We start from the raw sequence: 14,063 nt of genomic DNA, 5'->3' as shown, positions 1-14,063 counted from the left end.
GCCCCAGTTGAGAAGTCAGCGAACATGACTGGCCGTCTTCACCGGCTCATCCACGGCTGGTCCGCGAGTCTGGTTCAGATCCTGCTTGGCTTGACGCAGCAGCTGCTTCTGATTCCCGCTTTCCTGCATTTTTGGACCGTTGACGTGCTGGCGGCTTGGCTTGCCATTTATTCGGCCAGCTCCCTTCTAGTCGTCGCCGATGCCGGACTACAGGCCCGTGCGCTCAATCGATTTCTTGCCTTCAAATCCAGCGTCGATTGTGATGGACGGACGTCAAGCTATTTCGCAGACATGCTGCAGATCTATGTGCGGGTTGTCTTGGCATCAGGGGCATTTTTGTTCCTGAGCATCGAATTTTTCCCGCCGTCGCCGGTGCTCGGATTTCAGGCGACACCAAATTTTGACGCCGCGCGATGCTCGTGATGACGGCTGGAGCGCTGTTCGCCTTGCCAGTCAATCTGGTTTCCGGTCTCTATCGCGCACGTGGCAAGTACGGTCGGGCCGTGTGGTCGCAGAACGTTGCACTTCTACTTGGCCAGATCGGGCAGCTCGTTGCCATCGCCTGGTTCGGCAGCCTGCTCGCGGTGGCTACCGCCTACGTCGCGGCGCAGATCCTGTTCGCGCTCTTCCTGATTGCCTATGATGCGCCGCGGCAGTTGCCGTTCCTGCGCCGGAACCGATCGGCAATATCGCCATCCTGGCGCTGGAGAGCCGGACAGTTCGGGTTCGCCTTTCCCTTCTCCATTGCCAACCTCACCGAGCTCGCGCTAGCCAACGCGCCGATGCTGCTGGTCAGCGCGATGGTCGCCGATCGCGTCGCGGTGGCGCAATGGGGCCTGATCCGCGTGATCGCGAGCTTCGAGAGGGGCGTCTGCATCCAGATCACGCTGCCGATCGGCGCGGAGCTCGGCAACGATCGCGCGATCGGCGACAAGGTGCGGCTGCGCGGACTCTATGCCCATGGGTCGGTGTTCGTCACCGCCATGGCCAGCCTGATCGTCGCCGGCCTGTTGCCGTTCTGGTCGGATTTCTTCGCGCTCTGGACGCATGGCCGCATTCCGAACGATGCCACGCTTACCGTGACCCTGCTGCTCGGCTCCGCCGTCGTCGCGCCCTCGCTGATGGCGTTCGTCTTCGCCAATCACAGCAACCGCGGGGATCTCCTGGTCCGGACCAAGGGGCTGCAATTGATCGCGTTCCTGATCCTCTCGGCCTTGCTGATCCCCCGGCTCGGGCCCCTCGGCGCCGCGATCGCGATCGTGGCGAGCGACCTCCTGACCCAGGTCGGAATCCTGACGCTGGTGATCATGCGCCAGACACTCGCCCATCCGCTCCGTCACATGCTGGTCCTGATCGCGGTCATGGTTGCGATCATGCTCGGCGGGTGGGGGCTTGGACTGGCGATCCACGCCACGGTGCCGGGAACGGGGCTGCAACGCTTCCTGGCGGAGTGCGGGATCTGGCTCGCTGCCGTTGCCGCTCTGGCGAGCCCGCTGCTCATGGCGCGGGTGCGCGCACGTGTGCTGGCGGCCGTGCCGAACTGAAGGCTCCGGCGTCGCCCGGATTGTCAGTAGATCTGAGGGTAACGGCGATATCTCAGCCGCATCAGGTGCCGGGCGAGTTGCCGATGCCCTTCCTCGATCCGCTCGTCGAAGTAGGCAAGCCTTTGCTTACGCGATGGCCAGCCGGGTGCGCTCTTCGGCCGAACCTGCCTTGATGATCGCCTTTGCGAGCGAGGCGCGGGATCGTCGTAGTCGAACAGGACGGCCGCATCGCCGGCCTGCGCCTTGAAGGCTTCCGGATAGATCACCGGCGTGCCGACTGCCCACGCCTCCAGCGGCGGCAGATTGGTGGGGCCGAAATAGGTGGCCATGACGAGCGCGTTGGCGCCGCGGTAGGGGGCGCCAAGCTCCGCGGAAGGGACGAAGCCCAGCATGCGCACGGCATCGCCGAGACCGTGCTGCGCGAGCAGCGCCTCGAACGCGGCGCGTGCGCCGGGATCGGAGCCGCACAGCACCAGCGTGTGCTTCTCGCCCTGATCCCTGAGCAGGCGCATCGCAAGCAGGATGGTCGCCATGGTTCTTGTGCGACCAGAATTGCGCCGGATAGAACAGATAGCCGGTTTCGATGCCGTGCTTCTTGAGGATCGCTCGTCCCTCGGCCTCGCCGGTCGCGCCTGACCGCGCCACGTAGAGCGACGGCGAGAACGGGATGCAGACGGCGTGGTCGCGCTCCATGGCGTAGCGCCGGCACAGCATGTCGATCAGTTCGTCGGCGTTGGTGATGACCACCGCGGCCTTGGTGACGGCGCTGCGCCACACGATGTCGCGCCGCTCGAATTGGGTGAATTCGCGCACCTCGTCGAATTCGGGGCTGTCGCGGAAGCAGCGGTCGAAGATGGTGATCATGAACGGCAGCTTGTAGAGCACCAGATTCCAGTTCGACGTGGTGTGAAATAGACGATGTCGACGCCGGCCTTGATCAGCTTCTTCTCGAACGGCGCGCAAACGCGCACGGCATACTGCAAGAGGTCGAACGGTCCCGAATATTTGAGAAACAGGAACAGGCGGTCGAGCCAACTCAGCTTCAGATACACGCTGCTGATGCCGAGATCGGCAAGGATCGCGACGTTGTCGGACAGCGTCGTGAACACGGTGACGTCGATATCGGCGGTCTTCGCCCAGTCGCGCATCCACATGATGTCGGTGAGCGACTGCTGGAAGCCGCCGCCGCCGTCGAGCGGCAGCTCGAGGAAGATGCCGACGTGATAGCGTTTCACGGCTGCGCGGCCTTTCTCGCGATGGAATAGGCGGCCCAGTCCTTCACGTTGGGGGCGGCGTCGGACAGCCAGGCATGGCTGCCGGCGGGCTCGAACCCGCACAGTCTGAGCGAGGCCTCGACCTCGAACGGGAACCAGTAGCGCATACGGTGGGTCTCGTCGACGCGCCGGATCGTCGAGCGATCCGTGTCTTCGCAGAACAGGGTATAGTTCACGAGCACCAATGCCTTCGGCTCATCATGCTCCGATTGCGCGATCCGGGTCAGGCGCAGCGGTGCCTGCTCGATGATCTTGACGCGCGTCTCGACGCCCTGGGCCAGAATGGCACCGCCATACCAATAGTCGAAGAAGAACACGCCGCCGGGCTTCAACGCCGCGTAAGCGGTGCGGAAGAGAGCCTCCATCCGGTCGCGGTCGTTCTGATAGCTCGCGAAGCGAAACAGCGACACCACCGCGTCGCAGTCGCGCTCCGCGCCGGTCTCGCAGGCGTCCCCCTGCCGGAAGGGAATCTCGAGTCCCGCTTGCGCGGCGCGCGCCTTCGCCCTGGCAATCATGTCGGCGCTGAGATCGACGCCGGCGACGTCCCAGCCGCGGCGCGCGAATTCGATCGCATGCAGGCCCGTGCCGCAGCCGAGATCCAACAGCTTGCCCGACGCGATGCCGTGGTCGCGCAGCCGCGCTGCGACGAAGTCGGCCTCCGCGGCGTAGTCCTTGTCCCGGTACAAGAGGTCGTACCAGGGCGCGTAGTCCGCAAACACGCTCACGCCAAAATCTCCTTCTGTGCGGACCGCGCGATCTCGTCGTCGGAGAGCGCAAGTCCGCTCGGCAGATAGAAGCCGCGGCGGGCGATGCGCTCCGCATTCGGATGCTGCTCGTTCAGCATGAAGCCCATGCGGCGCAGCACCGGCTGCTCGTGCATGCACCAGAAGAACGGCCGCGTGCCGATGCCTTTTTCCGCGAGGCGCCGCATCGCCTCCTTGGCGTCGAAGGGGACGGCGTCGTCCAGGACGACGCCGTAGACCCAGTAGATGTTGTCGGCGTAGTTGGTGCGGGGAACGGGGCGGCGGATGCGCCCGAAATTCTCGAGTTGGCCGTCGTAGAGCCGGCCGATGCGGCGCTTGATCTCGACGGTCTGCGGTAGGCGCTCGACCTGGGCAACGCCGAGCGCGGCCTGAAGGTTGGTCATGCGCGCGTTCCAGCCGAGCTCTTCATGGATGAAGCGCTGCTGCGGCTGAAAACAGAGATTGCGCAGGCTGGAGAGGCGGTCGGCAAGCGCATCGTCGTCGGTGAGGATCATGCCGCCTTCGCCGGTCGTGACGTGCTTGTTGGGATAGAAGCTGAAGGTCGAGACGTCGCCGAAGCTGCCGCAGGGCGCGCCGCGATAGGTCTGGCCGTGCATTTCGGCGGCGTCTTCGATCACCTTCAGGCCGCGCTTGCGGGCAAGCTCGAGAATCGGCTCGAGATCGACCGGCAGGCCGTAGATATGGACCAGCATGATCGCGCGCGTGCGCGGCGTGATCGCCGCCTCCACGCCGTCGATGGTCATGTTCCAGGTTGCGGGATCGCAATCGACCGCGCCGGGACGAGGCCGGCCCGCACCACGGCGGATGCGCAACTGATGATCGTGAAGGTCGGGATGATGACTTCGTCGCTTGGCGTGAGCCCCAATGCGTGGGCGGCGATGTCGAGCGCGACGGAGCCGTTGGTGATGGCAACGCCGTGCCGCCGTCCTGCGGCGCTCGCCATTGCCTGCTCGAAGCGCTTGATGAAGGGGCCTTCCGACGAGATCCACCCGGTGCGGATGCACTCAGCGAGGTATTCTGCCTCGTTGCCATCGAGGAGCGGCGTGTTGACGGGAACGAATGCTGGGGTCACAGCGCCGGACCTTTGACCCGTATCTCGGACGCCGACGCCTCGGCAAAACGTGTCTTGTCGTTTTCGCCGGCATAGGGGCCTTGCTTGATCTCGAACATCTCGAGCGGCTCGATCACGTGGAAGCCGTGCGCGCACGTGTGCTGGCGGCGGTGCCGAACTAGCGCATTTGAGATCGGGTTCGGCCGGCGGCCTGACGTCCGGACAACAAAGCATCGAAACAACCCCATGCACAGTAGCCGACGAAATGCGGCGCGGTGCGCGGCGGATTTTACGAACTCCTTGATACGTCTGGCAAATCCGCTCCAAAACGCATCATCGCCCAAATGTCATGCCGACGCGTCGCATATTGCGATGAAAGTACCTTAACGACCTGTCTGCTGCTTGCATGAATGGAGTTCGTGAGTCTAATTGCCGGCAGGGGATCACGATGGAAACAAACCGAGATAGCGAGCCCGATATGGACGTAGCCAAATGGGCCGCGTGTTTGAAGGCTGGCTTCGGTTCGTTTGGAATTGGCGCGCTCCTCCTATTTTGTCTCATGGTTCTGATCGACCGGGGATACTTTGGCTTGCTTCAAATCATCGGCGTCGATGACAGGACGGTTACGGGCATCAAACAGCATCCCGTCGCTTCCGATCTTGGCCTGACACCCCCCATCCGGATGACAGTGTGATCTAGCTCGGGCGTCAATTTGCATAGCGGGGCGGCCGGGCGGGAGATTCATCTATTTTTTCAATGGCTTGTAGCGGATCCCGGTTGTATTTCCCCGCGAGGGTTCCCCATCCGTTAGGGGACGGCGGCTCATTCGAACTGGCCTCAAGCGGCCGGAGTGGTTAGAAGCGGCCGTCACAAGCCGGGATGCCGGGTCGGGCGGCCCGGCCAGAGGGGAACTGGAACTTTGCGAAAAGTACTTTTGACGGGGGCGGGCGGCTTCATCGGATCGCACCTTGCGGAAGAGCTGGTCCGGCGCAATGTCGCGGTGCGCGCCTTCGTGCACTACAACAGCATGGGCTCGCACGGCTGGCTCGATTCCTCGCCGCCCGACATCCGCAAGGAGTTCGACGTCTTCGCTGGCAATGTGTGCGACCCCAACGGTGTGCGCACCGCGATGAAGGGATGCGACGCCGTCCTGCATCTCGCCGCGCTGATCGCGATTCCCTATTCCTATCATTCGCCCGACACCTATGTCGAAGCCAACATCCGCGGCACGCTCAACGTGCTGCAGGCGGCGCGCGATCTCGGCGTCGAGAAGGTGATCCACACCTCGACCAGCGAGGTCTACGGCACCGCGCAATTCGTTCCGATCACCGAGGAGCACCCGCTGCAGGGCCAGTCGCCTTATTCCGCGACCAAGATCGGCGCCGACCAGCTCGCGCTGTCGTTCGAGCGCTCGTTCGGCACGCCGGTGACGGTGGTGCGTCCGTTCAACACCTACGGCCCGCGGCAATCGGCCCGCGCGGTGATCCCGACCATCATCACCCAGATCGCGGCCGGCGCGCGCAAGATCAAGCTCGGCAGCATCCATCCGACGCGCGACTTCAACTATGTCGCCGATACCGTCGGCGGCTTCCTGGCGGCGCTCGATTCCAAAGCCGGCGTCGGCGAGGTCATCAACATCGGCAGCGCCTTCGAGATCTCGATCGGCGACACCGCGCGGCTGATCGCCGAGCTGATGGAAGCGGAAATCGAGATCGAGCATGACGACGTTCGCGTGCGCCCCGAGCGCAGCGAGGTCGAGCGGCTCTGGGCTTCCAACGCAAAGGCGCAAAAGCTGCTCGGCTGGTCGCCGCGCTTCGGCGGCGTGGACGGCCTGCGCAAGGGGCTCGAACAGACCATCGCCTGGTTCACCAAAAAGGAGAACCTGGCCCGCTATCGCGTCAATGCCTACACGCTGTGAGCAAGATGAGCATGTCCTCCGCGCAAGCGAGCCAGAACCGTCCTGCCGTGCTTGACTTCAAGCCGGTGCTCGACGCCGTCGATGCCGTGCTTGGGACGGCACAGCGTCCGGTCGAGCTGCACGAACCGCGTTTCGGGAATCGTGAGCGCGAGCTGGTGATCGACTGCATCGACACCAATTGGGTGTCGTCGGCCGGCAAATACGTCACCCGCTTCGAAGAGATGGTGGCGGCCGCAACCGGCTCGCGCCACGCGGTCGCGATCGTCAACGGCACGGCCGCGCTGCACGCGGCCCTGGTGCTGGAGGGCGTCGAGCCGAACGACGAGGTGCTGCTGCCCTCGATCACCTTCGTCGCCACCGCCAACGCTGTGAGCCATGCCGGCGCCGTGCCGCATTTCGTCGATTCGACCTGGGACACGCTGGGGCTCGACCCACGTGCGCTCGAGGCGCATCTCGACGCCATCGCGGTGCGGCGGAACGGCGCCTGGGTGAACAAACACACCGGCCGCCGCCTTCGCGCCGTCGTTCCCGTGCACATCTTCGGGCATCCCGTCGACATGGCCGCGCTCGGCGCAGTCGCCGCCCGCTACGACCTCGTGATCGTCGAGGATGCGACCGAGTCGCTCGGTTCGACCCTGAACGGCAAGGGCTGCGGCACCTTTGGCCATTCCGCGGTTCTCAGCTTCAACGGCAACAAGATCGTCACGACCGGTGGCGGCGGCATGATCGTGACCGACGACGAGGCGCATGCCCGCCACGCCCGGCATTTCACCTCGACGGCGAAGAAGGCGCATGCCTGGGCGTTCGAGCATGACGAGGTCGCCTACAATTACCGCCTGCCCAACATCAACGCGGCGCTCGGCTGCGCGCAGATGGAGCGGCTGGCCAAAATGGTCGCGGCCAAGCGCGTGCTCGCCGAGCGCTATCTCGATGCCTTCAGCGATTCTCCCTGGGCACGCATCTATCGCGAGCCGAAGGGTTCTGAGAGCAACTACTGGCTCAACACGCTGGTGCTCGACCGCGAATACGCTTCGGAACGTGACCGTCTGCTCGAAGCCCTGCACGGCCACGGCATTCGCGCCCGCCCGCTGTGGACGCCGATGCACCTCCTGCCGATGTACCGCGCCTGCCCGCGTGCAGCGCTTGCCGTCGCCGACGACATGAACACGCGCTGCATCAACCTGCCGAGCAGTCCTTTTCTCGCCGGAGCCGCCCAAGAAGGCGCGAACCAGACCTGATGCCCCGGATCGTCTTCTTCACCATTCACAGCACGACGGCGTGGTGGAAATACCTGGCCTCGCGCATGGAGTTCGCCGACGCGGTCGTGCTCAGTGACCTGCGGGGCGACGGCGACTATTCGCTGGTCGACGATTTCTATCGCTTCGCCGACCGGGACGATGCCGCGGCCGCGGCGCTTGACCGGTTCGGCGCGGACGGATGCGCCGACATCATCCTGCGCTGCCGCGTGCTCAGGAGCGTCGATCGCGATCTCGCGCTCAAAATGATCGGCGGCATGACGCAGGCGATCGAGCAGGCCTTTGACAAGCTTGGCCCCGCCCTCGTCATGACCTTCACTATCGACCGCTACGTCATGGACGTGATGGAGCGCGTTGCACGGCGGCGCGGCATCGACTTCCTGGAGATGACGACCTCGATCATTCCGGACCAGGTGATGCTCATGCGCCGCGGAAAGCCGGTCTGGCTGCGCGAGCCCTCAAGGGAGGATATCGACGCGGCGGTCGGCCAGCTCTGCAGGGAAGATTTTGCGCCGGCCTATGTCCGCGATGCCAAGCGGTTCTCGCTGGCAAAATTCTGGCGGATTTTCGGCTACTACGCGCTGCGCGGCGCCTTCTTCAACGTCTGGCGGTTCCTCAAGCGCGACCGCTACAACTGCCATTATCTCGACGCGCTGAAGCGGCTCAAGCACAAGGTGCGCATGCGCGACGTGGCCGTGCTCGGCCTGCTTGATCACGGCTGGGACAAGCGGCTTGCTGACGTGCCGCGGGAGCGGCGGGTTTTCCTCGGGCTTCAGCTCTTCCCTGAGGCCTCGATGGACTATTGGCTCGGGCCGCAAGGCATGCTCGCGCATGACGACGTGGTGGTGCGCTATTGCGAGGTACTCGGCCGCGCCGGCTACCGCATCTTCGTCAAGGATCATCCGCTGCAGTTCGGTTTTCGCCAGCGCGAGCTGTTCGAACGTCTGGCGAAGCTGCCGTCCGTGGTGCTGGTGCCCTATGACGTGCCGGCGAATCTGCTGATCGGGAAGTGCGCGGTGTCGGTGACGTTCACGGGCACCATCGGCTTCCAGGCCGCGCTGGCCGGGCTGTGCTCGGTCGCGACCGAGCCGTACTACGCGACCCAGCAGCACTTCCTGCACGTCCGCGACACCAATGAGGTCGACGGCCTCGCCGAGCGGCTGGCGCGGTGGCAATCCCCCGACGACCTCGACACGACCCGCCGCGCGATCATGCGGTACCTGGCGTCGATCAGCGTCGAGGGCGACTATTTCGGCTGGCGCAAGTTCGATCCCGAGAACGAGGCCTTGCGGGCCTCGGTCGAACCGCTGGCGCGTTCGCTGAACGCGCACCTGCCGAAATTCCTCAAGTCCTGCAGAACCGCGGCGTGACGTTACAGTGGGGAGCGCGCCTGCAACCGATGTCGACGGCCGGCGGAGATGGAGCAGCGCGATGCGATCTCGTCTGCGTGACCTCGTGACGCGCCCGGCGGTCGCCGGTACGGTCGCGGCGCTGGTCCTGCGTGCGCTGACGCTCGCGAGCCGTTTCCTGTTGTCGCTGCTCCTGGCGCGCATGCTGTCGCCGGCCGAGATGGGGCAATACGGCCTGTTGACCGCGGCGCTGGCCTTGGCGCTGCTCGCGGTCGGTCTGGAGTTCTATTCCTATACCTTGCGCGAATTGGTGCCGGCGACGCCCGAGCGGCGCGCGCGCATCATTGCGGACCAGATGGTGCTTGGCACGGCGGCGCTGGTGGCTGTCGGCATCGTCGTGGCCGGTGCGATCGCCGCCGGCTCCTTTCCGGCGCGTCTTGCGCCGTGGTTCATCGTCATCCTCGTCACCGAGCATGTTTCGCTGGAGGCGACGCGGATCCTGATCATCACCTGGCGGCCGGTGCGGGCCTATATCGGCGTGTTCCTGCGCGGCGGTATCTGGGTGTACGCGATCGCGCTGCTGATGTTCGCGGCGCCGACGATGCGGACGCTGGAGACCGTGTTGGTCTGGTGGGCGCTCGGCGGCGTGGCGTCGATCGTCTTCTCCGCGTTCTCGCTCTCCGAGCTGCCCTGGCGCGAGCTGAGGGGATACCGGCCGGATCTCAAGCACATCCGCGAGGGCCTGTGGATCGCGCGTCCCTTCATGCTGACGGCCGCGGGAGCGCTGGTCATTTCCTATGTCGACCGCTTCGTCATCGACGCATTCGTCGGACGCGATGCGCTCGGTATCTACACGTTCTATTCGACGATCCTGATCGGACTGTTGTCGCTGGGCGCCTCGGTGTCGCATCAGTTCCTGCCGAAGGTGATCGCGGGATATGCTGCCGGCCCGGATGCCTTCCGAGCGGCTCTGCGCTCATTCTTCTGGTCTATGCTGGCGCTGGCGTCAGGCATAATGATAGTCGCGAGCCTCGTCATGGCGCCCATGCTGGCTGCGCTCGGGCTATCCGTCTATGGCGCGGGGATTGGGGTATTCTATGTCATGCTGCCGGGAATTTTCCTGCGCATGCTGGCCGATGTTCCTTCCTACGCGCTCTATGCGGCGCGCTCGGACAATCATCTCTTGATTTGCAATCTGGGCGCGGCTGTTGTGGCGACGTTGCTCAACGTGCTGTTGGTTCCCAGGCTCGACATCTACGGTGCGGCGCTGGCTGGTGGCATCGCCAGTGCCTCGCTGCTTCTGTCGCTGGTCGGCTTCGCCATCCACGGAATGCGCGAGCGCAAGAAATCCGGCGCGCCGGCTTCCGTCGGCCTTCCCACAGATCCGGACATGCTCTACCCTTCAGAAAATGGGCGGCGCTTGCCGTCGCGTTGAAGCGTCGATCCATTCCCGGTTCCAGCGATAACGACCAATGTCAGCCATCTTCCGTTCTCTATCATCGCCGCCGCTTCTGCTCATCCTGGTCTGGTGTGCGATTTTGATCGGCGTCGTCGTCGGACCGATCGAGTATCCCCTGCAACCCTCGAAGCCGGTGCTGGCGATTCTGCTTGTTGGAATCGTCTTGTTCAATGTTGCGTACGGACTCGGCCTTCGGTCAGCCGGGCCATTGTTCGGGTCTGCGTTCAACAAATCGACGAAAGTCAAGGCGATGGAGATCGCAGTCTCTGTGACCGCAGTCGTCGGTGTGACGGGGATCGCGCTCATTGCGGTTGATCGCACAATACTGAGTGGCGTCAGCAATAGTGGGTATTCCGAGTTGCTTCGATGTGCGCCGGCCTTGGTTGAGGTGCTTGAGATAAAGCGGGGTCCGCTGCTCTATCTCGGATATCTCATGTTTTCGTTTGGCTTCGTGTCCCTGACGCTCTTTCACCTCCGAGGTGAGGAAATAAAGGGGTGGCCAGCCATTCTGGGACAAGTGTCGATTGTCTCGCCCATCGGTTATGCGGTCCTCTACTCCGGTCGGATGCCGATTTTGTTTCTTATCTCGCTCGGTTGCGCTGCTGGCCTGGTCCGTCTCGGTAGCGGGCGTCCACTGTTCCCTCGAGGGCATCGGCTTCTCCTCAAAACGGTTATCGCCGTCTTACTATTCGCTCTCTACTCCAATGCGATCTGGGCGCGACGGCAAAATTTCTGCGTCCAAATGGGCGGATTGATACGGGAGCTCACCGCCAAAATTGACCCAGGCACCCTCAGCCAAATCCGTCGATCTGCGGAGTCGATAAGTGCTGCGGATCTGAGCGCCCAGATCCAGAATAGACTGGCTTCCCTGGAGAGCAATTCCTCGAAGCCGACCGAGATTCTCTCCTCGTCTATCCTGATGATCATGGAAGAATCATGGCACGTCAGGCCGCGGCAGTATGTGATATCCGCGATTCAGGCCGGCTATATTTCGGAGCGGGCAGCATTGGGCATACTCAGCTCCTGGTTTTACCTGACGCATGGGGTTCGCATTCTCGACCTCGTGTGGCAGGCTCGATCGGACTTATCGCCTCTTTACGGGGTGTATGAAATCGGCGTGTTGTCACCAATCCTGCGTGTCTTTCTTCCGCAGAATCAACTCCTCGCTTCTATGAAGACACAGTTGAATGCCGCGGAGGTCTACGGCTTCTTTCCGTCGGTTTGGGCTGCGGCGTACATCGATTTTGGCGCCCTTGGAGCTGTGTTCTATATCTTGCTTTGGGGATTTGCGGCGGGTTGGAGCGCGTATGGTGCCAGGCGCACCGATCGGATCACGCCCTGCCTCGTGCTTTCTTTCACGCTCGCGACAATCCTACTGAGCCCAATCCAAGGGCCCCTAGGGATTGCGAACTCGACTCTGGTTCTGCTGTCGATAATCATCACCGGCATCGCTGTCGACCTGAGCAGTTCGTCATCAATCTTCCGACTCTCGGTCGCTGGACGTGCCGGCAACGTGACAGGCGCTTAGTCTGTCTGCCGTCGACGCAGCCACTGAACCGTTTCCGCAACCCCCTGCTCCATGGTGTATGGCGCGGGGCCACAGACCGCTGCAGTTGGCGCGAGATCGAATTGATATTGCGTGAGCACGTTGTTGAGACGGAACGAATTGAAGGGAAATTTCTTCAGTCCGATCAAGTTCACGGCATCGCCGCAGGCAGCCAGCGCGCGTGCAATGCTGATTGGCAGATGCGGAATCGGACGCGAGCCGAATGCACGCTGGAACGCATCGCACCACGCGATGAGATCGATGGGTGTGTAGTCGGCGAGATAGAACATCCTGCGATGGATCTGCTCCGACGGCACGTTCAGCAGGCGCCAATACTGGAAGGCGATATTCTCGATATAGCTGTACGACTTCCAGAGCGGGCGATGTCCGACGTGGAAGTAATGGCCGCGCTCAATCATGCGCAGAAAGCGCTGGTAATGGGCGCTCATGCCGGGGCCCCAGACGGTGGTGGGACGCGCCAGACACCATTCCCGCCCGGCGCCGTCAGCGCTGCGGACGATCTCTTCGGTGCGCACCTTACTCTTTCCGTATAGCGTGTCTGGCTTGTAGTCGGTGTCGCTCTTCGGGACATAGCCGACACGGCAGACGAGCTGCGAAGAGGTCCAGATTGCCCGTCGGACAGAAGGTGTCTGGCGTACGGCCTCGACTAGGTTCTCGACGCCCTCGATATTGGCGGAGTAGCCCGAAAGATGCGTCTTCTCGTCGAGATCGATACGCGCGGCAAGGTGAACCACCGCATCCGGTGCGACGTCCATCACGGTTGCCTTCAGGCGATCGGCGTCGAGGACGTCGCATAGGATGTCGGTCGCATCAGCTGGAACCTTGTCGAGTCCCACGACCGCGCAGCGCTCGGCGCGGAGCCGCCACGTCAACGCCTGCCCGATGAAGCCGGAGCTTCCTGTGACGAGAACTTTCATACTGAAATCGAAGCTTTTGACCGCTGGATGGTCGCTTGACCGGCTTGCCGGGCTGATCTACCAAATCGACTAATTGATTGCAAACTGCAGCCAATCCCTCGTGCGTAGAGACATTTTGCGATTGGTATCCTTCACCTCAGCTTCCACCCAACCGGCGTTCACCCCATGAAAGCATTCGTTTCAGCCGCATTTCAGGCCGTGAACCGCGCCCTGGAGCCGATTGGTCTGCGCCTGATGCGCACCAACGCGCCTGTCAGGGATTTCAGGTTATTCTTCAAGCATCTGAGGTCGTTGGGCTTCGACATGAAGACGGTGGTCGACGTCGGTATTGCTTTCGGAACATCGCCCATCTATGACGCATTTCCGCGCGCCAAATATTTCCTGATCGAGCCGGTGAGCGAATGCCGTCCTATCCTGGAGCAACTAAAGCAGAGGTTGGACGCCGAGTACTTCCTCGTCGCCGCCGGGGCAGAGAACGGCGAGATCACGTTCAACGTGCATGACGATATTTCTGGCTCGAGCATGTTCGAGCAAGTGGAAGGGAAGGTGCTCGACGGTGAGGCGAGAAAGACGCCGATGCGACGGCTGGACTCTCTATTGCCGTCGCAACTGGAGCATCCAGTGTTGCTGAAGGTGGACACCCAGGGCGCAGAGATTGAAGTGCTGAGGGGGTTGGGTATGCGGATCAATGAAATTGATGTCATGATCCTCGAGACCACAACGATGCCGATGCGACACGGCATCCCGCAATTCGCGGACATCGTGCGGTTCTGCGACGAGGCTGGATTTGCGGTCTACGATGTGCTCGAGGGACATATGCGCTCGCTAGACGGCGCGCTGGCGCAGATCGACCTCGCCTTTGTCCGCAAGGAGAGCCCGCTGCGTGGCCAGGCAGCCTACTTCAGCCCCGGGCAACTCGCCGAGTACCTCAAGCGTCCAAGCAAGTTGCACGGCGCCTAGTCTC

At 63.0% G+C, this 14,063-nt stretch carries 14 protein-coding genes and 1 pseudogene; 10 read left to right on the top strand and 5 right to left on the bottom strand.

Annotated elements, in window-relative coordinates:
• The first annotated feature begins 24 nt into the window (after positions 1-24).
• Both ABIA42_RS21065 and ABIA42_RS21060 read left to right on the top strand, forming a co-directional pair.
• Positions 25-423, top strand: coding sequence for a hypothetical protein (locus ABIA42_RS21065; protein ID WP_370121606.1), 399 nt, complete (start codon positions 25-27; stop codon positions 421-423).
• Complete coding sequence (locus tag ABIA42_RS21060; protein ID WP_370121609.1) at positions 423-1,544, top strand: hypothetical protein; 1,122 nt, start codon at positions 423-425, stop codon at positions 1,542-1,544. Before ABIA42_RS21065 ends, ABIA42_RS21060 begins: the two co-directional genes overlap by 1 nt.
• Before the next feature lie 23 nt (positions 1,545-1,567).
• Here ABIA42_RS21060 and ABIA42_RS21055 read toward each other — a convergent pair whose 3' ends face one another.
• A complete protein-coding gene (locus ABIA42_RS21055; protein ID WP_370157197.1) occupies positions 1,568-2,116 on the bottom strand; it encodes a glycosyltransferase in 549 nt (182 codons plus the stop codon).
• Positions 2,117-2,256: 140 nt separating this feature from the next.
• Here ABIA42_RS21055 and ABIA42_RS21050 point away from each other — a divergent pair, with 140 nt between their 5' ends.
• Complete coding sequence (locus ABIA42_RS21050) at positions 2,257-2,424, top strand: hypothetical protein (RefSeq protein WP_370121615.1); 168 nt, start codon at positions 2,257-2,259, stop codon at positions 2,422-2,424.
• On the opposite strand, the gene ABIA42_RS21045 is transcribed toward ABIA42_RS21050, so the two are convergent.
• The 3 genes and pseudogenes from ABIA42_RS21045 to ABIA42_RS21035 all read right to left on the bottom strand — a co-directional run bounded on the left by ABIA42_RS21045 (position 2,405) and on the right by ABIA42_RS21035 (position 4,654).
• Positions 2,405-2,779, bottom strand: a complete 375-nt coding sequence (locus ABIA42_RS21045) for a hypothetical protein (RefSeq protein ID WP_370121618.1) — start codon at positions 2,777-2,779, stop codon at positions 2,405-2,407. The two genes, ABIA42_RS21050 and ABIA42_RS21045, sit on opposite strands and share 20 nt — an antisense overlap.
• Entirely contained in the window at positions 2,776-3,543 is a 768-nt protein-coding gene (locus ABIA42_RS21040) for a class I SAM-dependent methyltransferase (protein WP_370121621.1), read from the bottom strand. The genes ABIA42_RS21045 and ABIA42_RS21040 overlap by 4 nt, the downstream gene beginning before the upstream one ends.
• A pseudogene (locus ABIA42_RS21035) lies at positions 3,540-4,654 on the bottom strand (DegT/DnrJ/EryC1/StrS family aminotransferase). Before ABIA42_RS21035 ends, ABIA42_RS21040 begins: the two are co-directional and overlap by 4 nt.
• Positions 4,655-5,111: 457 nt before the next feature.
• Between ABIA42_RS21035 and ABIA42_RS21030 the strand changes: the two are divergent.
• From ABIA42_RS21030 to ABIA42_RS21005, 6 genes are all read left to right on the top strand, one after another.
• Positions 5,112-5,327, top strand: coding sequence for a hypothetical protein (locus ABIA42_RS21030; protein ID WP_370121624.1), 216 nt, complete (start codon positions 5,112-5,114; stop codon positions 5,325-5,327).
• Between the two features lie 225 nt (positions 5,328-5,552).
• On the top strand, positions 5,553-6,551 hold the full coding sequence (locus tag ABIA42_RS21025) for an NAD-dependent 4,6-dehydratase LegB (protein WP_370121627.1): 999 nt from the start codon (positions 5,553-5,555) through the stop codon (positions 6,549-6,551).
• An 11-nt stretch (positions 6,552-6,562) separates the two neighbouring features.
• The gene (locus tag ABIA42_RS21020; protein ID WP_370121629.1) at positions 6,563-7,789 is read left to right on the top strand and encodes a LegC family aminotransferase; all 1,227 of its coding nucleotides are present in this window, start codon (positions 6,563-6,565) and stop codon (positions 7,787-7,789) included.
• Positions 7,789-9,177, top strand: a complete 1,389-nt coding sequence (locus ABIA42_RS21015) for a hypothetical protein (RefSeq protein ID WP_370121632.1) — start codon at positions 7,789-7,791, stop codon at positions 9,175-9,177. Before ABIA42_RS21020 ends, ABIA42_RS21015 begins: the two co-directional genes overlap by 1 nt.
• Positions 9,178-9,238: 61 nt before the next feature.
• On the top strand, positions 9,239-10,591 hold the full coding sequence (locus ABIA42_RS21010) for a lipopolysaccharide biosynthesis protein (protein ID WP_370121635.1): 1,353 nt from the start codon (positions 9,239-9,241) through the stop codon (positions 10,589-10,591).
• Between the two features lie 37 nt (positions 10,592-10,628).
• Complete coding sequence (locus ABIA42_RS21005) at positions 10,629-12,143, top strand: hypothetical protein (RefSeq protein ID WP_370121638.1); 1,515 nt, start codon at positions 10,629-10,631, stop codon at positions 12,141-12,143.
• Here the strand turns inward: ABIA42_RS21005 and ABIA42_RS21000 are convergent.
• Positions 12,140-13,099, bottom strand: coding sequence for an NAD-dependent epimerase/dehydratase family protein (locus ABIA42_RS21000; RefSeq protein ID WP_370121641.1), 960 nt, complete (start codon positions 13,097-13,099; stop codon positions 12,140-12,142). The two genes, ABIA42_RS21005 and ABIA42_RS21000, sit on opposite strands and share 4 nt — an antisense overlap.
• A gap of 165 nt (positions 13,100-13,264) precedes the next feature.
• Between ABIA42_RS21000 and ABIA42_RS20995 the strand changes: the two genes are divergently transcribed.
• The gene (locus ABIA42_RS20995) at positions 13,265-14,059 is read left to right on the top strand and encodes an FkbM family methyltransferase (RefSeq protein ID WP_370121644.1); all 795 of its coding nucleotides are present in this window, start codon (positions 13,265-13,267) and stop codon (positions 14,057-14,059) included.
• The last annotated feature ends 4 nt before the right edge of the window (positions 14,060-14,063 follow it).

It is taken from the genome of Bradyrhizobium sp. USDA 327 (genome assembly GCF_041262065.1).
GTDB classification, from domain to species: Bacteria; Pseudomonadota; Alphaproteobacteria; order Rhizobiales; family Xanthobacteraceae; genus Bradyrhizobium; species Bradyrhizobium liaoningense.
The sequence above is the reverse complement of the archived record's forward strand: the minus strand, read 5'-3'. Positions and strand labels throughout refer to the sequence as shown.